Below are 22,689 nucleotides of genomic sequence, written 5' to 3'. Positions count from 1 at the left end.
GCAGGCTGGTCCTTCGCAGGCCTTCACGTTTGAAAAATCTTCCACGCAGACGAATTGTGCCAGTGCCTCTCCAATGGGGGCGAGAAGGGCTTCGGGCGTGCGCCATCGGCGGATCGATTGCCGCTGGAGGGGCGACGGTGCGCCCTTCGGCGCGGCCACGATGCGGTTGAAGCAATCATCCCGCTCCAGCAGTCGATTGAGCGGTTCGAGTTCGGCGAGAGTCTTTGCGGTCAGGGGACGGCCCTTATGCTTGCGCACGACGCCTCGGAACCACTCTCGCAGGCTCCGCGCCTGATCTGCGACCTTGTCCAGCTCGCCGGGCAGCGCCTGCGAGCGAATGCTTCCAAGCGCATCTGCAGGCACAAGCTGTGCCTGCCCGAGCCAGTTCAGCAGGCCCTCGCCATTGTCGATCCAGTCGAAGGGCGTATCGACCGGAGTGGCGATCGAATTCAGGAAATCCAGACCGGGCGCATCGCCGATGAAGATCGCGGGAGGATGTTGGTTCATCGAAGACTCCTGTTCCCGGCGCTGTCCCAATTCCATCACCCAACCGTGAACGCTGCTCCATAGATAACCGCTTTGTTGGTCGTTGACAAGTTACGCCAGCCAAGAGTAACCGTATTGTAGTTATCAAAGAGGTTACGAGCGCGGGAATGCTCTGGACGGAGAGGGCGATGCGCCTGAAAGATTTGAACGTGTTGATCGCCTGCGAAACAGAGTTCATGCGATTGGGGATGGGCAAAGTTCGTCGGCTCCATGACCGTATTCCATGGCGTAGCGGTCGCCACGGCCAAGTGGACGGCACGTTCAGCGTGTAACCTGTAAGTTAGGTTTTAGAAAGTTATGTAACGGAGGAGAAAGCTCGTGGCTGCCATCAACTATCGCACTGCTGACGTCGACGGCTGGAAGATCTTCTATCGTGAAGCCGGGCGTGCGGATGCGCCGACGCTGCTGCTGCTGCACGGCTTCCCCAGCGCTGGTCACATGTTCCGCGATCTCATCCCGCTGCTCGCCGATCGCTTTCACATCGTGGCTCCCGATCTGCCCGGCTTCGGACAGTCGGACAAGCTGGCGCGCGGCATGTTCGCGTACACATTCGATCATATTGCCGAGATCATCGACCGCTTCACCGAGGTGATCGGCCTGGAGCGCTTTGCGCTCTATGTCTTCGACTACGGTGCGCCCACGGGCTTTCGCATCGCTGCAAAACATCCGGAGCGCATCACGGCAATCATCTCGCAGAACGGCAACGCCTACGAGGAGGGCTTGAGCGACGGCTGGAATCCGATCCGGGCCTATTGGCAGGATGCGTCGGAGGAAAACCGGCAGGCGTTACGCGCCTTCCTCAAGCCGGAGACGACGATCTGGCAATACACCCACGGCGTCCCCGATGCGACCAGGGTCTCGCCGGACGGCTATTCGCTCGACAACTACTATCTTTCGCGGCCCGGCGCGGACGAGGTGCAGCTCGATCTATTCGGCGACTACAAGAGCAACGTTGCGCTCTACCCGGCTTTCCAAAATTATTTCCGCACCCACAATCCGCCATTCCTGGCGGTGTGGGGCAAGAACGATCCGTTCTTCCTGCCGGCAGGAGCGGAGGCATTCAAGCGCGACATGCCGAATGCAACGGTGCGTTTCTTCGACACCGGCCATTTCGCGCTGGAGACACACGCCGCCGAGATCGCTGCTGTGATCCGCGAGTTCCTTCCCCGCTGACATCGCACCCGCGCTTGCCGCGCCGCGCGAGCGGGCATGGCATCCAACCCACGGAGACATCAACATGCGTGCCATTGTCCTCGACAAATTCGGCGGCCTCGACAGCCTCGTCTACAAGGACATCCCCGAGCCGGAGCCCAAGCTCGGTCACGTCGTCATCGAGATCAAGGCGTTCGGCCTCAACCATGCGGAGCTGCACATGCGTCGTGGCGAATGGGCGGAGGCAGCGCCAGTGAGCGGCATCGAATGTGTGGGCCTGGTGAAATCCTGCCCCGGCGGCGAGTTTCCGGTCGGCGCGAAGGTCGCAGCACTGATGGGCGGTCTTGGCCGTACCATCAACGGCAGCTACGCCGAATATACCCGCGTTCCCGTGTCGAATGTCGCGCTGATCGAGGCGGACCTGCCGTGGGCTGAGCTGGCGGCGTTTCCCGAGACCTACGCCACGGCCTGGACCTGCCTGTTCCGCAATCTGGAGATCAGGAAAGGACAGCTCCTCGTCATTCGCGGCGCGACATCGTCCTTCGGCCAGGCCGCTCTCAAGATGGCGGTCAATGCCGGGGTTCGCGTGATCGCGACCACCCGCAGCCGTGATCGTTTCGCGCTGCTGGAGAAGCTCGGCGCCGAGCGCTGCGAAATCGAGCGCCCCGACCTTTCGAAGCACATCGCCGAGGCAAAACAGATCGATGCGGTGCTCGATCTCGTCGGAAACAGCGTCGTGCTGGATTCCCTTGCCATGCTTCGTCGCGGCGGCCGTTCGTGCCTGGCCGGCTGGCTCGGCGGCCTCGATCCGATCCCGGACTTCAATCCGCTGCTGCAGATGACGAGCGGCGTCTACCTCACCTTCTTCGGCAGCTTTGTGTTTGGCACGCCGGGCTTCCCGCTGTCGGACGTGCCGCTTCAACAGATCGCGCAGGACGCAGCCGAAGGTCGGCTCGACGTCAAGCCGGCCCGCGTCTTCCGCTTCGGCGAGATCCGAGAGGCGCACCGCGTCATGGAGGCCAATGAGGCGCGCGGCAAAATGGTCGTGGTCCACGACTGACACCACGGCGATCCGGCTCGCGCTGGATGGTGACATCGTGCCGGTGATTTTGCCCGACGTCTCAAATCGCTCCCCGGCTTCGTCAGGCAACACATCGGCAGCCCGGCTACTTTGCATGGGGTTGTTTTCGAGTTTTTTGTTTGCGGGTCCCGCGCGCGATATTTGGGCGGCAAGGTCGAGCAGCATTCTCTGGTGCCGCTGGGCGAGGCCCGTCTCGGTCGCATCAGTCTCGACGAATGGTTCGGGCAGGCGCGGACGAAGGCCTGAGTATTGCCGTCAATGGCTCCTTGCAGGCTTGGGCATGAGAGCTGCCCGGGGCCTCTCAGCGCGACACGAAGGGCGCGGCCAGAACCGCGAGCATGCCAAAGGCGGCGATGTTCCAGAACAGCGAGCGGATCAGCGGTATTCCGCAGATGTAGAGCGCGGTGTAAGCGATGCGTCCGCCGAGATAGGCTATCGATCCCCAAAGGGTCAGCTCGTTGTGAACGCCTGCCGCCTGAGCGGCGAGAATCGACGCCGCAAAGAACGGAAACGTCTCCATGTAATTGCGGAAATTGCGGTTGATGCGCCCGGCGATGGGCTTGAGTGGCGGCATCTCGATGTCGCGCGGGCTCGCGGCCCATGTGAGGCCATACTGCGCGTTTGCGGCTTGCGCGGCAGCAACAAGCTGGAGAAGACCCCAAACACTCGCGGCTGTCAGTAGCATTAGCTCGAAGTTCATTCCCATCCATAAGTCCTCTTCCCAAAAAAGCGGCGGGATTTCAGCGGCGCGCAGAATGGAGGTGAGATTGTTTTGACACAAGCCGCCATTGCACGTTGTGTTGCGGGGCTCGCTACTTGGGGGAGGCGCACGGCCGCACATTGGCAGCAGGCGACAGCAGGAGCAGCACGCGTTGACCGCGTAAAGCGGTTCCAGCCCCGCAAGAAATTTCGTTAGTATGGATGGTGATCCTGTCGGATCGCACTCGGCCTGTTCGTCTTCATCCAGAGACATCTGTATGGGAGACCCAAGATGACCCCTTCCAACTATCGCTGGGTGATCGTCGCCGCCGGCGGCCTGCTTGGCTGCGTCGCGATCGGCGGCATGTTTTCGTTGCCGGTGTTCCTGCAGCCGATCGCGAAGGACACCGGGTGGTCGGTGACGGGCATCTCAAGCGCGATGACGATCGGCTTTCTCGCGATGGCCTTCACCAGCATGGCCTGGGGCACGCTGACCGACCGGTTCGGCCCGCTGCCGGTGGTGCTGACGGGGTCGACGGTGCTGGCTTTGAGCCTGTTTCTCGCGAGCCACGCAACCTCGCTGATTGCGTTCCAGTTCGTCTTTGGCCTCTTGGTCGGCGCATCCTGCGCAGCGATCTTCGCGCCGATGATGGCGACCGTCACCGGCTGGTTCGACACCCATCGCAGCCTTGCGGTCTCGTTGGTCTCGGCCGGCATGGGCATGGCGCCGATGACGATGTCGCCGCTCGCGGCCTGGCTCGTTTCCAACCATGACTGGCGCACGTCGATGCAGCTCGTGGCGCTGGTGGTCGGCGCCATCATGATCCCGGTCTCGCTGCTGGTGCGCCGTCCGCCGACGCTGGCGAACCCGCAGGCCGCAACGTCCGGTGCGGGGGCGCCGCAAGCCGAGATGTCGCTGTCGGAAGCGCTGCGCTCGCCGCAATTCCTGATCCTGATCGCGACCAACTTCTTCTGCTGCGCGACGCACTCCGGCCCCATCATCCACACCGTCAGCTATGCCGTGAGCTGCGGCATCCCGCTGATCTCGGCGGTGACGATCTACAGCGTCGAGGGCTTTGCGGGCATGGGCGGCCGGATCGCCTTCGGTCTCATGGGGGACCGCTTCGGCGCCAAGCGCGTGCTGGTCTCGGGCCTGCTTGCGCAAGCCTTCGGCGCGCTCGCCTACGTCTTCGCGCATCAGCTCGCGACCTTCTACGCGGTCGCCGCCGTGTTCGGCTTCATCTATGCCGGCACCATGCCGCTGTACGCCTCGCTCGCCCGTGAAAACTTTCCGCTGCGCATGATGGGGACGGTGATCGGCGGCACGGCGATGGCCGGCAGCCTCGGCATGGCGACCGGCCCGCTCGCCGGCGGCCTGATCTACGATGCGTTTTCGAGCTACGCCTGGCTCTATATAGGCTCCTGGGCGATGGGCCTCGGCGCGTTTTTGATGTCGATGACGTTCAAGCCGTTTGCAAAACCGCAAGGGGAGCCTGCACCGGCAACGGCGTGAGAGAGGCCGCCGAGGCGCGGCGCTAGAGCTGCGCCTCGATGGCCGCCTTGTCGACGACCGACCAGACCTGCCAAATCTTCTCGTCTCTGAATTCGTAGAAGACGTTCTCGCAGAAGGACACGCGCTTGCCGTTGACGCCGAGCCCAAGAAAAGTCCTCACCGGCGTGCAATCGAATGTCAGCCGACAGGCGATGTGTGGCGGATCGCAAATCAGCAACTCGATATTGAAATGCAGATCCGGAATCTCACGAAAATCCTGCTCCAGCATCGCGCGGTAGCCGGCGAGCCCAAGCGTCTTCGCGTTGTGGGAGACGTTATCGTGAACGAATTGTCCGAGCGCCGGCCAGTCCTGCCGGTTCAGACAGGCGATGTAGCTGCGGTAAATATCTGCGAGGTGCGCCCTGGTCATGGCGATGCTCCTGCGGCTGTGACGATAACGCAGCAGGAGCCAAAACCGGCACTCCGTTTAGAGACGCTTTTCGAAGAACAAATCGGGGTAGGGGTCGTCGTTGAAGCGCGGGATCTCGCTCCAGCCGGTCCTGCGGTAGAGCTGGCCCGCTTCCGGTAGCGCGCTGTTGGTGTCGAGCCGCAGCACGGCGATGCCGAGCTCGCGCGCGGCGCTCTCGGCCGCTTCCATCAGGCGCCGGCCGAGCCCCAGACCGCGCGCGGACGGGGAGACCCATAGCCGCTTGATTTCTGCGAAGCCATGGTCCGTTCCCTTCAGCCCGACGCACCCGATCGGCAAGCGATCCGACATCGCCACGATGAAGGTGCCGTGCGGGCGCACCATGTCCTTGGCCTCGGGGTCGCGCGACAGCTTGACGTCAAAGCCCTGTTTGAAGCGGCGCGCGAGCTCGGCGTAGTACTCGCCGAGGCAATAACGCGCCTCATCGCCGCGCGGGTTCATTTCCGTCAGCGTGGTGTGGCTCTGTCCAAGCGCAGAACCGATCATGTCCATCGCCGCCAGCAGGGCGTCCGCCTGCGAATGGTGGGCGAGCAGGGCCTCGGCCTGCGCGTTCGAGAGCGCCTCATAAGCATTGAACTCGCGCCGGCCCGCACGTGTCAGCCGGGCGACGCGGCGTCGCGCGTCGTCCTCATGCGGGCTCGTCTCGATCATCCCTTCCTCCTCGAGACTGCGTAGCAGGCGGCTCATCAGGCCGGAATCGAGGCCGAGATAGTCGCGGATCTCGGCGACGTCCTCGCGCCCGTGCCCGATCGCATTGAGCACGCGCGCCGCGCCCAGGGGGCGGCCGCGGCCGAGGAAGGAGGTATCGAGCGCGCCGACTGCAGAGGTGACGGCGCGGTTGAAGCGACGGATACGGGAAACGGGATCGAGCATGTATCTGACTTTAGTCAGATAATATTCTGAAGTCAATCGGGGCTAGCACTTTTGCGTCACCGGCGTCAGCAACGACTTGTTTCTCGACGACATAGTGACAGCCTTGCGGCTGGGCTGCGGCCGGCAGCGTGAGAAGGTTTCCGGAGAGAAGCACTGCGCTCGCCAGCACGCGTGCGGTTCTCGAAAGACGATGACTCACGATCAACTCCTTTGTCCCGATGGATCGCACCGCGCGGGCCGAGCCCATGCTCGGCCGCGCCGTGGAGGCGTAGGTTTCAGGCGAGGGTGGTGGTCACTTCGATGTTGCCGTGGACGGCCTTGGAGTAGGGGCAGATGCCGTGCGCCGCTTCGATCAGCTCCTGCGCGACCGCGCGGTCGACGCCGGGGACGCTGACGTTGAGGCGCGCGCGGAGAAAGAACGAGCCGCCCGCATTGTTCAGGTCAATCTCGGCATCCACCGCGGGCTCGCCCGACAGCTTCACCTTATGCTGCTGGGCCGCGAACTGCAGCGCGCCGAGGTAGCAGGCCGACCAGGCGGCGGCGAAAAGATTTTCGGCGGCCGGGTGCGGCTGCGGCAGCTTGATGTCGAGAAAGCCGTCACGGGAGCGCGCGGCGCCTTCTGCGCCAGCGGTGACGTGGGTCTTGCCGGTGAAGAGAAGCTTTGCGGGGGTGGTCATGGTGGAGTCCTTTCGGTGAGATATTGCTCGTATCCGAATTAATCGGATGCGATTCGAAATAAAGCTACCCTGATGCGAAGTCAAGCTCTTCCGATTTAATCGGATGCGATTTATATTGGTCGCTGCATCACGACTTCCGGAGGTTCCCGTGACCCGTTCGCCCAAACCATCGCCAAATGGCCGAAAGCTCTCAAATTTCCTGTGCTTTGCAATCTATTCAGCCAATCTCGCCTTTGGCCGCGCGTATAAGCCCATCCTGGACGCGGTCGGGCTCACCTACACCCAATACATCGCCATGGTGGCGCTCTCCGAGGAGGACGAGCAGACCGTCAGCGTGCTCGGCGAAAAGCTGTTTCTGGAATCCAACACGCTGACGCCGATCCTGAAGAAGCTGGAGCAGACGGGCTACATCCGCCGCCACCGCGATCCCGCAGATGAACGGCAGGTCAGGGTGAGCCTGACACCCTCAGGCAGAAAGCTGCTCGACAAGGATCTCGGTGAGTCCTTGGTTACAGCCACCGGGCTCGGCGACGAATTCCCGGTCGTGCAGAAGACCGTGAGCCGGCTGCGCGACAATTTGCTCCGCGCGACGCAGGGCGACGGCTAAGCCGCAAATTCCCGCGCCGGCTTCGGTCAATCCGGCAGCGGCTGGCCGGCCTGCTCTCTCACGATGTAGTCGGCGTACCAGTCCGGCCAGTTCTCATCGTGCTTGCCGCCAGTCCGCTTCTCGTGCTCACCGTGGGCCGTGGCCGCGCGCCGCAGTGCGCTGGCGAGCTCGGTTGTCGAATTGAAAGTCGTGTCGGCCTCGACGCGTCCGGGCAGGCGTGTCGTGATCTCCTGGAGCAGCCAGCCATTGCCGTCGGGATCGCGGAACGAGGCGAAGGAGCGATAGCTGCCGCGTTCCGGATCAGGGCCGCTGACGCGCCGCGAACCAAAGAGGTAGGGTTCGTCCGGACCGGCATGCGTATCGCCGCTGCCGTGAAAGACCTCGCCGACCTCGATGCCAGCGGCAGCGAGCGCGTCGCGCGCGGCCTCGATGTCGGAGACAATCAGGTACAGGCCCTGTGCAGAGCCAGGCTTGGCCGGCGTGACGTTCCTGCCGAAGATGACCGAGGCGTTCGAACCGGGCGGGGTGAACTGGATGACGCGCCAGTCGTCGCCGGAGGCGAAGTCGGCATCGAGCCGCCAGCCAAGTGTTGTGTAAAACGCCTTGGCGCGATCGACATCGGATACCGGCACGACGACGATCTCGAGCTTGAAATCGACGCTGCGCAGTTTCGAGGTGCCGGCAGCCTTGCTGTTGTCCGCGGTGGCCATGGGTTCCTCCCTTGATGTCGTGAAGCCAGGCCCGCGCATCTTGCGCGCTAAATGTGACGGCGTCAGCGATCAGGGCGCCTGACCTGCGCGGATCCGGGCGCGTGACGTGCGCGGGCGCCCAGCCCTTCGGCAAAGCCGCTGACGGCCGATCACGGAGTTGTGCCTTGCGGTTTTAATCTCAAAACATATCTTACGATATATCCAACAGAGGAGACTTAAGATATGTTTCGAGACAAGCACCACAATCGACACGACAGAGACGACCGGGAATTCCGTTTCGCATTCGCGATGGGCCGGCATGGCGGACGGCATCGCTTCGGCCGCGGTGGCCATGGCTTCTTCGGCCGCGGCGGTGGCGCCGACTTTCCGGGCGCGCGGCGGCTTTCGTCGCAGGACCTGCAGCTCGTCATTCTCGCATTGCTCGCCGACCAGCCGGCGCACGGCTATGAGCTGATCAAGACCATCGAGGAGCGCTCGGATGGCTTTTACAGCCCGAGCCCCGGCGTGATCTATCCGGCGCTGACCTATCTCGAAGAGGTCGGGCACGCCAGCGTCGAGCAGGACGCCGGCCGCAAGCGCTACAGCATCACCGCGCAGGGGCAGGCCCATCTCGCCGAGCATCGCGCTACCGCGGATGCGATCCTTCAGGCGCTGTCGCGGATCGGACGTCGCATGGACGAAGTGCGCGAGGCCTTTGCAGGCGTCAGCGATCTCGATGGCGATGCCTCCGACGAGCTGCAACGCGCCCGCCATGGCCTCAAGCGCGCGCTGCGCGCCAAGCACGGCTGCGATGCGGAAGAAGCGCGGCGGATCGCGAAGATCCTCGACCGCGCGGCTGCCGAAATTCTGCGGAGCTGAATGGGATATGATCATGTCGCAAGAGCAGCCGCACAGCCCGATCCAGGATGCGCGCATCAACGCCGTGATCGACCGCATGCAGGCCGCGCGCCGCCGTCCACCGGGCGGCGGACCGCGCGGCGGATTCGGTAGCCGCGATCCGCATGCCTATGCCGAGCAGGGTTTTTCGATTCATCCCGAGCAGGGCGAGCTGATCTACCTGTTGTGCCGGGGCATGCGCGCGACGCGCGTTGCCGAGTTCGCGACCTCCGTCGGCATGTCGACGCTGTATTTCGCGGCCGCCATGCGCGAAAATGGCGGCGGCACCGTGATCGGCTCGGAGATCGTGCCGGCCAAGGTCGCAACCGCCCGGCGCAATCTCGACGAGGCAGGCCTTGCCGCCTACGCCGAGATCCGCGAAGGCGATGCGCGCAAGACGCTGCGCGATCTCGGCGGTCCCGTCGACTTCATCCTGATCGACGGCTGGCCGGGCGAGGAGGGGCCTTCGCTGGCGCGGCAAGTGATCGAGATCGTCGCGCCGCAGCTTCGCGTCGGCGGTTACGTCATGAACGACAATGCCGAACCCGACTTCCTCGAGTTCATCCGCGATCCCAAACACGGTTTCGTCTCGATGACGCTGCCGCTCAAGGGCGGAACCGAGTTGTCGCTCAAGGTGCAGTAGTCAGGCCTGCGAGGTCTGCATGACGACCTGGACCACCTGGCTGCCTTCCGGCGTGGTCCAGTTGCCGACGAGCTCGGCCACGAGTTGATTGGTGCCGGTCAGCGTGACGCCGCCGCGCTCCATCCGCCGCAGCGCCATGTCGCTGGCCGCCGACGCCGCAACGAATTGTGCACGACATACGTCAGGTGGTGCGAACCCAAAGATCCGCGCGAGCTCGCTCGTCATCAATGTCTGTGCATGCCGAGGGCATCGTCCCTTACGCTTCACGCCGGGACGAAGGAAGTTGACGTCGCCCTCAAAGGCCGCTTCACGCTCAACAGCGTCGGCATGATCTGTCGCCTGGCGGTCCACGACCAGGGCATTGCACTCTTGTCGGAGGCCATCGCCGCCGATGACGTGGCGCGCGGCCGGCTGCGCCGCGTTCTGCCAAAATGGCAGGCATCGCCGATCTCGGTCTATGCCATCACGGCGACGCGCCTGTTGCCGGCGAAGACACAACGCTTCATCGAATTTCTTCAGGCAAGCCTGGGGCGGGCCTAGCTGCTGATGTTCATTGGGTGGGTGTGGGCTCTACCAGTCCTAGCGCTGCCCGACGGGCAAATCACGCCGGCGCTGGGTCAATGCGCATTGAGCAAGATATATCGATTGACGGAATTCGGAATTATCGTATCTTTGGCTCATCTCACCCCAAGCAGAGGGGCGTATCGCGATCGTCACGGTATGCGGGGTGAGCGGCGGTGGACGCGGGCAGCGTCGGCGCGAACAGCCATCGCAGGGCGGGTAGTCCCCGTGAGCGACGGTATCGCGCGGGTACGACGATGCTATCCGCGTATGGCAAAATCGTGTGGTCCTGACGTCCAGCGATTTTTAGGGCCTCTTGAGTGCGACTGAAGTATTTGAACTTAAAAGCATAATCCGGCTTCGGTCCGAAGGGCGTGAGGCTTGGCCATCTGACTGGGCCCGATTAGGCCCTGAATGCATGGGGGCCGCCTGGGTTGACTGCGCTGACAGTACAGCCTCGCTCAGCCGCCGCTCGTGTCTTTGCTTTCTGACGATCCGCCACCCAAGGTCCCGGCTCTTTCGGCAAGAGAGACAAGTTCGGCCAAAGACCGGACCTGCATTTTCTCCATCACTTGATGGCGGTGGGCTTTGATCGTGCGCACCGTCGTGCCCAGTTCGGCAGCGATTTCTTTGCTGCTTTTGCCCCGAACTACGAATTCAAAAACTTGCGCCTCGCGAGGCGTCAAGTTGGTGAGGTGGGCAAGGAATTGATTTCGGGCCTCTCTCGCCGGAAGTACCGCTTCGTGCCGCGCGATGGCTCGCTCAACAGACTGAAGCAGCGCCTCAGATGACACAGGCTTGATCAAAAAATCCTCTGCACCCGCCTTGATGGTCCGCACAGTCGACGGGATGTCGGGATAACCAGTGACAAACACGATGGGCAGGACCGAACCAAGCTCGATCAACCGCTCCTGTAGCTCCGGCCCGCTCATTCCGGGCAGGCGCACGTCCAACAAAATGCAACTCGGTACGTCATTGCCCGGCAAGTGGTCGAGCAGTTGCTGGGCTGAGGCATAAGTGCGGACTTGGTAGCCGAATTGCTGCAAGTGTCCTTCTATTGTTTTTCGGAAGGTCGTGTTGTCATCGACCAGATGCACGAGCCTTCGACTGACACGCACTTCCACTTGTCGGTCCTCCGCCCGGTAAGTGTTTCTCACAACCTGCGGCAGTTATGTTCAAAAGTGCACACATCGCTCGGTGATGTAAGGAACACCAGTCAGCAATAATGGTTCATGGACCAGCATGGCGCAACGCGTCATTCCGACACTTTTGGAAGTCGGCCATGAGCAACTCGTTAGTCATTGGGTTGGTTGTCTTTGTGGCCATCCTGGCCGGGGCGATAGCTGGCGCGACAATCCGAACTCACCTGCCGAAAGACCATTTGACGGACGAAACCAAAAGTCTCGTGAACGTCTCGACGGCGGTGATCGCGACCGTATCGGCGCTGGTGCTGGGCCTTCTGATCTCAAACGCCAACACGTCGTTTACGCGATTAGGTGGCGAAGTAACCATGCTCTCGGCGCAAATCCTCCGGCTCGACCACATTTTGCGGCGCTATGGCGCCGAGGCCGAGCCTGCCCGTAGCGTCCTCCTCAAATACGCCGAACAGAAAGCAGCCGATTTATTTCCAGACGACGTTTCCGAAGTTCGCTTAGGCAATCCGGCAACCTATGAACTGCTTCAACGGACTGAGGACACCCTTCTTTCGTTGAGGCCTGCTGATCCGCGCGACCGATGGTGGCTGGATCAAGCAATGATCCTCGCTTCCAAGATTGGGGAGACACGATGGCTGATTGCCCAGCACGTCGGACAAGGCACGCCCAAGGCATTCATCGCGCTCCTCGTCTTTTGGCTGGCGTTGCTGTTCGCAAGTTTTGGACTTTTTGCGCCGCCAAACCTGACTTCGGCCGTCACGTTGACGTTGTGCGCGCTGGCTGTCGCAGGGGCCGTCGCAATTATCCTCGAACTGGAGCAGGGTTTTGGAGGGCACGTCCGCATTTCCCCTGATCCTATGCGTCAGGCCGTCAAGACCTTGCAGGTCGGGCAAAGTGCAAGGGTTGCGCCTTAGTATGCCATTGGTCGTAGTGGGTCCTCTGAGGCGTGCGAGAAATGCGGGGTGCGACCGCGCCTCTTGAGGGTATCTGCTCCGAGAAAATCCGTGGTTGCAGTTACAAGGCCAGGCGCTTTTGAGCCCTATTGCAGACCAAGTGTCGGCGACAGTGAGATTTCAGCTCGCGCACCATGTGCGTCTAACCTCCCGGCGTCTACGCCTCAAGTAACTCGTCCGATGGTCATCGACCCTCCCTAATGACGCACTGATTGAAGTTCCGGAACGCAAACATCGTGTCATCGCGGTCGATCCGGTCAAAGAACCAGGGCGACTGGTGCTTGTATCCAGCGAAGGTCACGCTGATCGACCTCGCGTCCTTCACTTGATCCTCCCAGACCTTCGTGGAAATCGGTATAAACAAAGCTATGCGAGCTGGTCTTTTACCAACCAGTTCGAAGCTGACAGGCTTACCCTTTGCTTGACGAACCGTCACCGTCACACGATGCTCTCCGTTCCAGACGTCGTCCTGTATCGCGGCTTGCCTACCGTCGTCCTGCCACTCATCGCTGCGGAGTTCGAGCGTGGCAGCGTCTTTCGTCCAGACGAGAATTAATTCCCGAGATTGTTCGGGCACCATCTTGGTCGCATCATCCACCCGTTCCAGCGCTATCACGCATGTGCCGGGTTCTCCGTGCATTTGTCCAACGAACGTCCACTCAGACTTGAGCGCCGACACGGCCGGGGTCGCGGCGAATAGCGCGGCAACTACGGCGGCAGCGACGAGGAAAGTCGTCCTCATTTCGTTGCTCCAAAGTCCAAAGGCTTAGAACCTCTTCTTCACGCAGCCACTATGGCGGCTTATCCTATCACGCAACAGGGACCACGCTAATGGCCGAGGCCGTTACAATCGTCGCTAATAGAGTTACCTCACGGCGGCGGCCAACGAAGTGCAAGGCCGTGAGCGCTTCAGCACTGGCGCAACACCTCGATTGCACCCGGACCTACATCGGCAAGCTCGAAGCCCAAGGCGTGATCCAGCGGAAGCGCGGTGGCTTCCCACTGGACGAGAGCCGCGTTGCTTACCTCAGATACTTGCGGCGCGAGCGGCGGCAGTCGTCGCGCAGCGAAGCTGATGCAGATCACGTCAGGGCCAAGACCGAGATGCTTCAACTGCGCTTGGCTGAGAAGCGGCGCGAACTGGTGCGCCGTGAGGACGTCGATGCCTTGATCGATGAACTGGCAGGCATCACTGTGACGCACCTGTCCGGTATGGCAGCCCGGTGCTCACGCGACATGCAGGTGCGGCGCAACATCGACAGCGTGGTGTTCCAGATCAGACGCGAGATGGCCGAAGCTGCTCTGGCGAAGGCCGACGAATGGAAGGAGCCTCCGCCTGATTAGCAGACCCTAATAGTTCCTTTGACCAAGATCAACGAAGGTGGACCTTGATTGTCTGAAGGCGATTTGTCGTAGCTTGGCCAAACTTGTGGTTGAGAAGTGCGAACCAGCGAGGCTTTGCGGCATCATGAAACGTCTAATGGCAATCATAACGGCATTGTTGATCAATTCGGCCCAGGCAGAGACTTACAGTTACATCTGTATGGACCATGGAAAATCCTATCCTCTGAAGGTAGACGAGGAGCAAAGTACCCTCGCGTGGAAGGGAGGTACCTACAAGATTTCACGGCAGGAGGAATGCGCTAAGTACGGTTGGCGCGCCGTAGCGGGCGGGGCCTCATTCGACTTTTGTACGGCTACGAAGGGCTACGCTGACTTTGTGCAGAACGGCACGCGAATTGAATGTGATTTGCAGCGAGCAGCCGAGCGAGCCGGACCATCCAATTCGTCTTCCAAGACGTCCAGCGCCGAACTGCCGAAGACCTTCCATGGTAGTTGGACGAATAAGGATGGCAGCAGCGAATTTGAGGTCACCGGCATCTACGTTGGGCCACGGACGTACCATGAGCCGGGCTACAACTGTGATATTAAGTCCGTCGCTGCAAAAAAGGATGCTGCCACCGTCACGCAGTCGCTGGTATATCTGATCAATATGACCTGTGCTGGGGAAGGCGAGAAAACTGGCAAGCAGGTACGTGAGATATGGGCCTTGCGCAAAGTCGATGGGAAAGACGTGCTGGTCATGGCGGGGGCCGCAGGACCGACGTTCCCCTCCATCCATGTCCTGCAAAGGGACGGAGAGTAGCAGGAGCTGTCTGACTTCTACCGCCAAATGCCTTTAGACCGGTGGCCCTCGACATCGTGCGGCGGCCGGAAGTGCACGCCGGTCCAAGAACTGAAGCGGTACATGCGCTGCTCAGACTGCAGGTTCGCCGCTATCCGTACAAGCGCAGCCAATTGGTCGCGCTCAGACCAGCCAAGATTTCAGCTAAAGATCCACCGTCAATATGGTGGCCGGGAGAGAGGTGATGGTGCCGTTAGCAGGGGTTGGCAAATGCCATGATTGATCTAAGGGCAATAATCGCGGCAATTGAAAAGCTGCTGGTGGAGAATACGTCGCAAAGCATCACTTATGCCGCACTCGAATGTCGTCTCGGCATCGAGAAGGTTTGCTACGACCGCCTGAAAATAGCGCATGACTATATCGCGCACGAGGATTTGCGCGGCTGGCGACCAAGGGATGTTGTAGTTACCTTGATCACCGAAGTCGACAAACGCGCTGCTTCGCAGCAAACCTTGTATATCTCAAAGCAGCCGTCTGACGCGTATCAGGTGTCGCTCGACAACATACCGGAAGAGGAATGGGTAAAGTTAGGCACGCAAGCCGGGTTCGACGCCAAGCTGCTGAGCGAGTACTGGCAGGCACTTTCAAATCTCGCTCTGCATGTCGCATTGCCGAGAACAAAGGACGAGGACATTCCGGCCTACGGCGACTTCAACAAGACGAAGGCAAAAGTGATCGAGGTGCTGGCGGAGTTTAAACGCTTGGTCGAGGTCGGCGGCATGCTGACCAGCGGGTTTGGTTTAACAGAAAACCTTACGTGTGAGTGCGGCAGAACGATCCAACGAAGATCAGCAATGCTCAAGCATGAGCAGATCATAAATTGCATTGGGAACGACTGCGACGAAAGTTTCGACGTCTTGATTGAGAACGGAGAGACCTTCTTCGCACGGCGCGTGCTACGGCTAGATTGTTGCAATTGCGGCAAAGAAGTTGCTGTACCGACCCGCCGTGCTGAAAAGATGAAGCCAGGCGCCCCCTTGACTGAGCAGTGTCACAATTGCGGGGCCGAGAATGAAATCCGGTGGGTTCTCGCGAGGAGACAGAGAACCGCGCCGCGGCGGCAATTCAGCCGATTAAGGAGGGCTAAGCGGGTATCCCGCATTGACCGGGAGTGGTATCGCCGCATCTTCGAGCGGCGCGCGAGAAGACTTGGCGGGCCAGTTGCCGATTAATGCCCCCGCTGAGGCCTGTATCGCAACAGGATCGAACGCATGTGCAATCTGTACTCGATCACCACGAACCAAGCCGCGATCATTAACCTGTTCCGCGTCGTCAACCGCTACGTCGGAAACCTCGCGCCGATGCCCGGCGTCTTTCCTGATTACCCCGCGCCAGTGATCCGCAGCACCGACAGCGGCACCGAGATGGCGCTGATGCGCTGGGGCATGCCGCCACCGCCCCGCACCGGCGGGCCGCCGGTTACCAACATCAGGAATACGTCGTCGCCCACTGGCTGGCTGAAGCCGGAGAACCGCTGCTTGGTCGCGTTCAACAGCTTCGCAGAATACGCTCCCGAGCCGAACCCAGAGACAAAGAAAAAGGACGTGGTCTGGTTCGCTCTGAATGAGGACCGCCCGTTGACGGCGTTCGCTGGCATCTGGACCACGTTTAAAGGTGATCGCGGCACGAAGTCGAAGCCGGTCCCCGGGCCGCATCAGGTCTACGGCTTCCTCACGACCGCGCCCAACGGCGTGGTCGAGCCCATCCATCCGAAGGCCATGCCGGTGATCCTGACCACCGACGAGGAGCGCGATGTGTGGATGCGTGCGCCGTGGGAAGAAGCTAGGGCGTTGCAGCGACCACTGCCGGATGATGCGCTTAAAATTGTCATGCGCGGCGCCGACAAAGAAGATCGAGCTTCTACGTGAGATCGCCAAATGAGAAGCTACTTTTGACAAATGGGATTGTGCGCATGACAGAGCAAGCATTGGGTCGCCTTGAGCGTGTCGATCTCCGCGAAATTTGGCTGAGCGAGGCCGCCGGCTTCACGCCATGGCTGGCGCGCCCAGAGAACATGGCAATTCTCAGCGAGACACTTAACATTGAGCTGGAGCTAGAGGCCCAAGAAAGGGCCGTCGGCCCGTTTCGGGCAGACCTGTTGTGCAAAGACATCGACAACGACCGCTGGGTTTTAATTGAGAACCAACTCGAACGCACGGATCACACTCATCTTGGCCAATTACTGACTTACGCGTCCGGTTTGGAGGCGGTCACCATTGTCTGGATAGCAGCTCGGTTCACGGAGGAGCATCGTTCCACGCTGGATTGGCTCAACAAGATAACCGATGAAAGCTTTCGGTTCTTCGGCTTGGAGGTCGAACTCTGGCGGATAGGAACCTCAGCGGCCGCTCCAAAATTCAACATCGTCTCAAAGCCGAATGAGTGGTCGCACTCAGTATCGACGGCAGCGCGAGTGATCGATGAGGCCGAGTTGTCGGAGACGAGACAGCTGCAGCTGCGATATTGGACTGCGTTTAACGCGAAGCTTGTGACTGTTGGCGGCCCTGTCTCAGGGCGACGGAGGGCTCAGCCAAGGGGCTGGATGCGGTACCCGATCAACCATAGCTCAATGTCACTGAACGGTGTAATCGTAGTCGGCAGAGCGCAAATACGAGCCGAACTATACCTGAGACGTTCGAGAGCAAAGGCGTTTTTTGCGCTGCTTTTTCAGCAAAAAGCCGAAATTGAGCGAGAGCTCGGGTTTAATCTCGATTGGCAGGAGCTGCCCGAGGGCCAGGACTGCCGTGTAGCACTCACAATCGAGGCGGATCCTGCAAATGAAGCCGATTGGCCTCGTCAGCACGATTGGCTGGCGACCAAACTCAACGAGATGTACCGGGTATTTGCGCCGAGAGTACGCGAACTAGAACCGGAATGAATGGGGCGGTTTAGCTCTGGGACGAGGCGAAAGCGCTGCAGTAATCCGTGCCCGATGACGCGCTCAGGATAGGTGTCGCGCGGATTTGGTTTTAGCAAGAGAAATAGCTATCAATATGATCACTTTTATCGATGAAAGTGGAAAGTTCGTTCAAAATGACGGATGGAGCGTTGTTGCTGCTCTTACACTCACCCACGGCTTTGCCGCTTTGGCTCGACGGAAGCTCATTACTGCAACCCGCGATTGGCCGCGCGTAGATGGTGAGCTAAAGGGAAGGTCTCTGAACGAGCATCATCTCGAGGGATTGGTCGATATACTCTGGCGGCATCAAGCGTTGCTTCACGTGGTCGCCGTGAACGTTGGGCTTGAAGATGCCGACGGAATACGGCGTCACAGGCTCGGCCAAGCCGAAAAGATGACCCAACATCTTACCGACGAACATCATCCTCAGCTCGTCTCGGAGGTCAAGAAGCTGCGCTCGGCGTTAGAAGCAATGCCGGATCAGCTTTACATTCAGTCCGTCGCGATGACCGAACTGCTTTGGGAGTGTGCGCAAAACGCCGCAATTTACTTTTCCATGCGAAAGCCGGAGGAACTGGGTCAGTTCGAGTGGAAAATTGATGCGAAATCCCCGACAGGAGTGACGAAACAGGAGCACTGGTGGAAGTCTGTGCTAGGTCCGATATTCGAGAGCAATCCCGACCGTCATGAATTTTTTTTCCTCGATGATAAAGAGGCCGACTACAGCTTCTTTGACCAAACTTACGCTATCCAAAATCATGCAGTTTGGCGGCCGACGGGCTACAGCGAGGAGACTTCTGGGTTCGACATTGGAAAGCTCATTGTGAAGCCGACGCAATTTGTAAACTCAAAGAGCGACATACTGATGCAATCTGCAGACATTCTGGCAAACCGTGTTCGCCGCTGCCTGCAGGAACCCGCGATGGATGACCGAGCGGCTGCAGCCTTAGGTCGCATGCAAATTCGCAGGTCTCGGCAAGGCGCTGAGCAGGTTGTGAAAATCATCTCGCTCACAGCTCACGAACAGAACACTCCTGAGTTCGTCCTGCATCGGCTGAAACAGATGTACCGAAGCGCACGATCCATGTGGCGATCCGAGAGACCGCTGGCCAGTCCTCAGTAAAAATCGTGCATCGAAAATGCTCATTTAATCTCCGCCATGGGGTCTGCGCAGGATCAATCGATCAAAACAGCAGCGGCCCGGCCGTCGAGGTAGCCGAGCCGCCGCCTTCATCCCCACCGTCAGAAAGGCAGCTTCCTGTGGCAGGCGGCGCGGCGATCACCTGATGACATCGATCACGTGTGAGTAATCGGCCGCCTGCCCAAACGGTCTCTGCGGCCGGTCATCGACCTCAAGGCTGATACCCAGCACGGCCCTAATATCGGCGTCGTCGCGGAACTCCACTGCCTGCCCGTCACGCTGCAGCTTCCAGATCAGCGCACATTCCGCGCGCTCGGCCTCAAGCTGGTCGCTGGCGATCTCGGCCAACTTCTCAGCACGATCCTGTTGCGACAACGCGACCTTGTCGTCGCACTGCTCGCGGATACGCTTCTCAGCCTTGGCAAGCCACTTGTCCGTGTCAAACCACGCATTGAGCGCCGTCTGGTCGATGACCTCGCCCTGCGCCACGCCGGTAAGCCGCGCTTCGCCCTCCTCATTGATGGCGAGCCCGACCAAAGGAAGACGCTGCTGAACTTGCGGCCACCCGATCGCCCCCCCAACTTCGATCAGCGCAGAGAAATCGGGCTCGCCGCGCTGTGCCAAAGCTTCGATCTGGGCACGGGCGTCGGCGATAGCTTCCGATGATGTTCGCGGCGCGGACTGGACGCGATGCCAATCAGCGGCCAGCTCTCTCAAGCGCCGCCGCAGGCGTTCAAGTGTTGCGGCTTCGGAAGTCTCGCCGCGCTGCTTCAATGCGACCACGTCGATCTCGCCATGATCAACAATCCGGTTGCCGCCCGGAACGCCGCCATTGAGCCACGCCTCGATGCGCTCGCAGAGCCGCCCGATGTTGTTCGTTCTGGCGCTGCGGTCCTCAAGCAGCACCTGCTTTCGCCGCAGCTCCTCGCTGATGGCCGCGATCCGGCGCTCGACATCCCTGACCTGAATGTCGGCAGTGGGCCCTTTCTCGGTTGATGCTTGCAGCCCGAAGCCCCCGCTGCTGCGGGGCGTGACCAACTGCCGCTGACGAGCCTGCTCCCGCTGAAGGCCTATCCGCAACTCGTTGACGGCTTCGGCCATCGGCATCGAAAGGGCTGCGGCGTCCTCACGCCGCTGCAACAATGCCTGCCTGCGCGATCGCGCGGTCTCCGGCAGGATTGCCGCCGGATCGCCGAAGCGGCCGATCAGCAGCCCTGGCACCGGGCCGCGTTCGGTGAAGTCAGCGTTCGCCGATGCTCGCTCGAATGTCATGATGTGCTCCATCGCTTGATGGAGCGGAGCATGCTGGAGGAAGTGGGCCACGAAAACTGGATTTCGATTAGGCGGTCCAACATCCAATTTGTTGGACCGCGAACTTTGCCGATCTTGCCGTCGCGGGCCGCCCGGTGCTTCGCCATCACCCGTCATGCGGTCAGCATGCGCCTGATGGCGCGCGCGGATACCGCGAAGTCGCGCTGCTTGAGTATCAGCCAGCACGCCTCCGTAATCGTGCCCACATGCCGCGCGGGACATTGCACCTCGGCGCGGTCACGACGCCAGCCAAGCTCGCGATACCGCGCCAGCGCGGCGTGGAGGGTCCGGGCGGCGGAACGTGCCGACATCCCGGCGCAGAAGGTCGCCGCCGCGCACTGGATCAATCGGTCCCGCTCCTCAAGCGCCGCGAGCGCCGCCTCTGTGCGCTGACCACGACGTCGTGGCAGCGGCGCTGCGTTGACGAACCCGGCGAGGTCAAATGGCCGGTTCATGGATCAAACCTTCCGTTGGGGACGACCAGTTGCAGAGCTTTCGCCGCATCGGCCTCGATGGTCTCGGGCGGCAGATCGCGCCAGCATTGCTCGCACAACGCTGAAACGCTGGCCGATTTCGCCGAGAGCGATGGCACGCCGAACAGAAACGCGCCCGGACTGGCCTCGTCGGCGAAATTACTCTGGCACGCGATGCAATAGGGACGGTGCCGCTGGATGGTGGAGCGCCACCAATCCCGCGCCTTTCGCAGGAGCGGGTGACGGTCGAGCGGCGCGTCGGCCTCGATCAAATACGTGAGCAGGTGATTGCGTTGCGCTTGCCTGCGGAAGCCGGAAATCTCGCTGCGTCTGGTATGCCGGTTCATGTGCGATGCTCCAGATAGGCGATGGCCTCTGCACGGCCCTGCAGAGCCCGCTGATGCGTCTCCGGGCCGCCCGCTGTCTCCCGGCCTCGACGGCGAGCGAACGCACGGGCGGCCGCTGCGACCTGGCTCGCGCAGCTTCAACGCCTCATGCGAGGTCTTGCGGGGATCGGCATCCACCACGTCGAATGTCAATCGGCTCATCGGTCCGCTCCCTCGCGTGCCAGCGCCAGCGCCTGCTCGATGTCTCGCTCGACGTACTCGCGCGGATTGGGCTCCTCCTCTGCGCAGGCGAGCGTGTCGAGGATCAGTTCGATTTCACCGTCGTAGGCGTCGATCAGGCGGTCAACGAGGACGTCAGCCTGTTTTCGGAGCAACCTGCGAGCGCGCGTGCGGACGGCGTCGAAGCCGGGGTCGTTCGCCCGCGCCTGCGGACGACCCATTGGTGGCGCGGGAGGTGGTGAGGGTCGCGCTGATGGCGACGCAGACGGTGGTTGAGATTGCTCTACGGTAGGGTCGCCACGCGCGGGGACCGCGCGCTTGGAGGATGGCGCGTCGTCGCTGTTGGTAGAACTCGCTCCATCCACACGGGCTGTGCGCGCGCCGTTGGCGCGCCCGCTATTCATTACGCTATTCATTACGCTATTTGGGTGTCCCTGTGGACACCCGTCAGCTACCTCGCTGGACACCCGTCCGATACCTGTACGGACACCCCTATGCGGGCCGGATTTGGTCTTGACGGGTGTCCCAGTGGACACCACTGACTTCCCTTTGACGGGTGTCCGGATGAACACCCGTCGATAGGGTAGGATCAAGATGAAGTTGTTGGTGGCGTCATGGTGTCCACCAGCAGTTCTTGTGTCCGCGATCATCCCGAGCCGCCGAAATGCAGCGACCGCCTTTTGCGCCGTCCGTTCGGTGGTGACGCACTCCGCCGCGAGCAGCGCGTAGGAAGGATTGAGTTGCCCTTTGTCGCTTAGGAAATGAGCCAGCCGCATGCCGATGACCCGCAAAACCGGTGAGAGCTTCTGAACTGCGGCGAGACGCACCCATTCGTCGCGGAGCTTGAACGTCGTCACCTCGCGCGAAGGCCCATCGACATCCTCGCGGATGCTGGCGCGGTTCATGGATCGATCCGCTCGGCGGAATGCACTTTGATCTGCTCGCGCCATCGTGTCGGTTGTTTTGCGTTCATGTTGACCTCCATTGATGGGAGGCCGGAACACTTGTCAGCAGGCGGCGGGGGGTGCATAACGACGGCGCTTGCGAAGATCGTTATGGCCGGGCGCGCTGCTGCCGCAGTGCCCCGGCTTCCTCATGTCGCGTCGGAATTGTTCAGCAGAGCGAGCATTGTCAGCACTCCATTGGGTGCTGAGCGTCTTGCTCCCGCTCAGTATCAATCGTCTTTTATTCGAGCATCAGCGGCCCTTGGTAGCCTGAAAGCCACGGCGTCGACCGTCCACCTCGCGTTGCCAGCGGACGACTTCATCCTCGAACCAGACCTTTCGGTTCGCGCTGATGAACGTCCCGCGTGGAAACAGGCCGCGCCGCTCCATCCGCCATAGCGTGGTTGTGCTGACCGGAACGACCGCGAGAACCTGCGCCTCGTTCAGCATCCTTCGTGGCCTGGAATTGTCCGGGGGGCAAATTTCGACGTCGATTTGGGGATCGGTCACGCAGGAACGGGTCATGCAGCCTCCTGAGGCTTCATACCCGATCCCGAGGTGATGCAAAGGATCAGGTTTACTGAACGTGCCCGTCTTGCATGAGCTTACACCAGTTTTCACCCGCGCGCGACCGTCAAAACGAAAGGTAGCGCGGCATT

General features: G+C 61.1%; 29 protein-coding genes and 1 pseudogene. 16 read left to right on the top strand and 14 right to left on the bottom strand.

From position 1 onward, the window contains the following. Positions 1-507, bottom strand: a 507-nt coding sequence (locus SO180_RS34120; protein WP_449383210.1) for an ABATE domain-containing protein, incomplete at its 3' end; no start/stop codon positions are given. Positions 508-674: 167 nt separating this feature from the next. Between SO180_RS34120 and SO180_RS34115 the strand changes: the two genes are divergently transcribed. From SO180_RS34115 to SO180_RS34105, 3 genes are all read left to right on the top strand, one after another. Next, on the top strand, positions 675-818 hold the full coding sequence (locus SO180_RS34115; RefSeq protein WP_449383209.1) for a VOC family protein: 144 nt from the start codon (positions 675-677) through the stop codon (positions 816-818). A gap of 46 nt (positions 819-864) precedes the next feature. Further along, on the top strand, positions 865-1,719 hold the full coding sequence (locus SO180_RS34110) for an alpha/beta fold hydrolase (RefSeq protein WP_449383208.1): 855 nt from the start codon (positions 865-867) through the stop codon (positions 1,717-1,719). Between the two features lie 64 nt (positions 1,720-1,783). Further along, a complete protein-coding gene (locus tag SO180_RS34105; protein ID WP_449383207.1) occupies positions 1,784-2,758 on the top strand; it encodes a zinc-binding alcohol dehydrogenase family protein in 975 nt (324 codons plus the stop codon). A 322-nt stretch (positions 2,759-3,080) separates the two neighbouring features. Here SO180_RS34105 and SO180_RS34100 read toward each other — a convergent pair whose 3' ends face one another. Next, a complete protein-coding gene (locus tag SO180_RS34100) occupies positions 3,081-3,752 on the bottom strand; it encodes an MAPEG family protein (protein WP_449383206.1) in 672 nt (223 codons plus the stop codon). 18 nt (positions 3,753-3,770) lie between these two features. Here SO180_RS34100 and SO180_RS34095 point away from each other — a divergent pair, with 18 nt between their 5' ends. Beyond that, on the top strand, positions 3,771-4,991 hold the full coding sequence (locus SO180_RS34095) for an MFS transporter (RefSeq protein WP_449383205.1): 1,221 nt from the start codon (positions 3,771-3,773) through the stop codon (positions 4,989-4,991). A 22-nt stretch (positions 4,992-5,013) separates the two neighbouring features. Here the strand turns inward: SO180_RS34095 and SO180_RS34090 are convergent, their stop codons facing one another. From SO180_RS34090 to SO180_RS34080, 3 genes are all read right to left on the bottom strand, one after another. After that, positions 5,014-5,400 (bottom strand): ester cyclase, encoded by a 387-nt coding sequence (locus SO180_RS34090; protein ID WP_449383204.1) that lies wholly within the window; start codon positions 5,398-5,400, stop codon positions 5,014-5,016. Positions 5,401-5,457: 57 nt separating this feature from the next. After that, complete coding sequence (locus SO180_RS34085; protein WP_449383203.1) at positions 5,458-6,330, bottom strand: GNAT family N-acetyltransferase; 873 nt, start codon at positions 6,328-6,330, stop codon at positions 5,458-5,460. A gap of 275 nt (positions 6,331-6,605) precedes the next feature. Continuing rightward, positions 6,606-7,007 carry an Ohr family peroxiredoxin gene (locus tag SO180_RS34080; RefSeq protein WP_449383202.1) on the bottom strand — a complete coding sequence of 134 codons (402 nt, stop codon included), beginning with the start codon at positions 7,005-7,007 and terminating at the stop codon, positions 6,606-6,608. Between the two features lie 148 nt (positions 7,008-7,155). Between SO180_RS34080 and SO180_RS34075 the strand changes: the two genes are divergently transcribed. Next, positions 7,156-7,614 (top strand): MarR family winged helix-turn-helix transcriptional regulator, encoded by a 459-nt coding sequence (locus SO180_RS34075; RefSeq protein WP_449383201.1) that lies wholly within the window; start codon positions 7,156-7,158, stop codon positions 7,612-7,614. 26 nt (positions 7,615-7,640) lie between these two features. On the opposite strand, the gene SO180_RS34070 is transcribed toward SO180_RS34075, so the two are convergent. Next, entirely contained in the window at positions 7,641-8,324 is a 684-nt protein-coding gene (locus SO180_RS34070) for a VOC family protein (RefSeq protein ID WP_449383200.1), read from the bottom strand. Between the two features lie 222 nt (positions 8,325-8,546). Here SO180_RS34070 and SO180_RS34065 point away from each other — a divergent pair, with 222 nt between their 5' ends. Both SO180_RS34065 and SO180_RS34060 read left to right on the top strand, forming a co-directional pair. Beyond that, positions 8,547-9,182: a PadR family transcriptional regulator gene (locus SO180_RS34065; RefSeq protein ID WP_449383199.1), complete on the top strand. Its 636-nt coding sequence runs from the start codon at positions 8,547-8,549 to the stop codon at positions 9,180-9,182. Positions 9,183-9,195: 13 nt separating this feature from the next. Further along, on the top strand, positions 9,196-9,843 hold the full coding sequence (locus SO180_RS34060) for an O-methyltransferase (RefSeq protein WP_449383198.1): 648 nt from the start codon (positions 9,196-9,198) through the stop codon (positions 9,841-9,843). Here the strand turns inward: SO180_RS34060 and SO180_RS34055 are convergent, their stop codons facing one another. Next, entirely contained in the window at positions 9,844-10,068 is a 225-nt protein-coding gene (locus SO180_RS34055) for a hypothetical protein (protein ID WP_449383197.1), read from the bottom strand. A 12-nt stretch (positions 10,069-10,080) separates the two neighbouring features. Here SO180_RS34055 and SO180_RS34050 point away from each other — a divergent pair, with 12 nt between their 5' ends. Continuing rightward, a complete protein-coding gene (locus SO180_RS34050) occupies positions 10,081-10,383 on the top strand; it encodes a LysR substrate-binding domain-containing protein (protein WP_449383196.1) in 303 nt (100 codons plus the stop codon). A 482-nt stretch (positions 10,384-10,865) separates the two neighbouring features. Here the strand turns inward: SO180_RS34050 and SO180_RS34045 are convergent, their stop codons facing one another. Beyond that, positions 10,866-11,528: a response regulator transcription factor gene (locus SO180_RS34045; RefSeq protein WP_449383195.1), complete on the bottom strand. Its 663-nt coding sequence runs from the start codon at positions 11,526-11,528 to the stop codon at positions 10,866-10,868. A gap of 158 nt (positions 11,529-11,686) precedes the next feature. Here SO180_RS34045 and SO180_RS34040 point away from each other — a divergent pair, with 158 nt between their 5' ends. Then, on the top strand, positions 11,687-12,472 hold the full coding sequence (locus SO180_RS34040; protein ID WP_449383194.1) for a bestrophin-like domain: 786 nt from the start codon (positions 11,687-11,689) through the stop codon (positions 12,470-12,472). Between the two features lie 223 nt (positions 12,473-12,695). On the opposite strand, the gene SO180_RS34035 is transcribed toward SO180_RS34040, so the two are convergent. Continuing rightward, entirely contained in the window at positions 12,696-13,253 is a 558-nt protein-coding gene (locus tag SO180_RS34035; protein ID WP_449383193.1) for a hypothetical protein, read from the bottom strand. An 89-nt stretch (positions 13,254-13,342) separates the two neighbouring features. On the opposite strand from SO180_RS34035, the gene SO180_RS34030 reads away from it, so the two are divergent. The 7 genes and pseudogenes from SO180_RS34030 to SO180_RS34000 all read left to right on the top strand — a co-directional run bounded on the left by SO180_RS34030 (position 13,343) and on the right by SO180_RS34000 (position 18,718). Continuing rightward, positions 13,343-13,855, top strand: a complete 513-nt coding sequence (locus tag SO180_RS34030) for a hypothetical protein (protein ID WP_449383192.1) — start codon at positions 13,343-13,345, stop codon at positions 13,853-13,855. Positions 13,856-13,991: 136 nt separating this feature from the next. Beyond that, positions 13,992-14,657, top strand: coding sequence for a hypothetical protein (locus SO180_RS34025; protein WP_449383191.1), 666 nt, complete (start codon positions 13,992-13,994; stop codon positions 14,655-14,657). 41 nt (positions 14,658-14,698) lie between these two features. Continuing rightward, positions 14,699-14,881: pseudogene (locus tag SO180_RS34020) on the top strand (hypothetical protein); the annotation flags it as partial. A 30-nt stretch (positions 14,882-14,911) separates the two neighbouring features. Further along, positions 14,912-15,868 (top strand): hypothetical protein, encoded by a 957-nt coding sequence (locus tag SO180_RS34015; RefSeq protein WP_449383190.1) that lies wholly within the window; start codon positions 14,912-14,914, stop codon positions 15,866-15,868. Between the two features lie 39 nt (positions 15,869-15,907). Next, positions 15,908-16,564, top strand: a complete 657-nt coding sequence (locus tag SO180_RS34010) for an SOS response-associated peptidase (RefSeq protein ID WP_449383189.1) — start codon at positions 15,908-15,910, stop codon at positions 16,562-16,564. Between the two features lie 44 nt (positions 16,565-16,608). Next, positions 16,609-17,574 carry a DUF4268 domain-containing protein gene (locus tag SO180_RS34005; protein WP_449383188.1) on the top strand — a complete coding sequence of 322 codons (966 nt, stop codon included), beginning with the start codon at positions 16,609-16,611 and terminating at the stop codon, positions 17,572-17,574. 115 nt (positions 17,575-17,689) lie between these two features. Then, positions 17,690-18,718 carry a DUF3800 domain-containing protein gene (locus SO180_RS34000; protein ID WP_449383187.1) on the top strand — a complete coding sequence of 343 codons (1,029 nt, stop codon included), beginning with the start codon at positions 17,690-17,692 and terminating at the stop codon, positions 18,716-18,718. A 156-nt stretch (positions 18,719-18,874) separates the two neighbouring features. Here SO180_RS34000 and SO180_RS33995 read toward each other — a convergent pair whose 3' ends face one another. The 5 genes from SO180_RS33995 to SO180_RS33975 form a co-directional block, all read right to left on the bottom strand. After that, positions 18,875-20,008, bottom strand: a complete 1,134-nt coding sequence (locus SO180_RS33995; protein WP_449383186.1) for a hypothetical protein — start codon at positions 20,006-20,008, stop codon at positions 18,875-18,877. A gap of 152 nt (positions 20,009-20,160) precedes the next feature. Next, positions 20,161-20,502: a hypothetical protein gene (locus SO180_RS33990; protein WP_449383185.1), complete on the bottom strand. Its 342-nt coding sequence runs from the start codon at positions 20,500-20,502 to the stop codon at positions 20,161-20,163. Beyond that, positions 20,499-20,867, bottom strand: a complete 369-nt coding sequence (locus SO180_RS33985) for a hypothetical protein (RefSeq protein ID WP_449383184.1) — start codon at positions 20,865-20,867, stop codon at positions 20,499-20,501. The genes SO180_RS33990 and SO180_RS33985 overlap by 4 nt, the downstream gene beginning before the upstream one ends. A 197-nt stretch (positions 20,868-21,064) precedes the next feature. Further along, a complete protein-coding gene (locus tag SO180_RS33980; RefSeq protein ID WP_449383183.1) occupies positions 21,065-21,991 on the bottom strand; it encodes a hypothetical protein in 927 nt (308 codons plus the stop codon). Between the two features lie 291 nt (positions 21,992-22,282). Then, positions 22,283-22,555, bottom strand: coding sequence for a helix-turn-helix transcriptional regulator (locus SO180_RS33975; protein ID WP_449383182.1), 273 nt, complete (start codon positions 22,553-22,555; stop codon positions 22,283-22,285). Positions 22,556-22,689 lie beyond the last annotated feature (134 nt).

Source organism: Bradyrhizobium sp. UFLA05-112 (assembly GCF_053572325.1).
The sequence above is the reverse complement of the archived record's forward strand: the minus strand, read 5'-3'. Positions and strand labels throughout refer to the sequence as shown.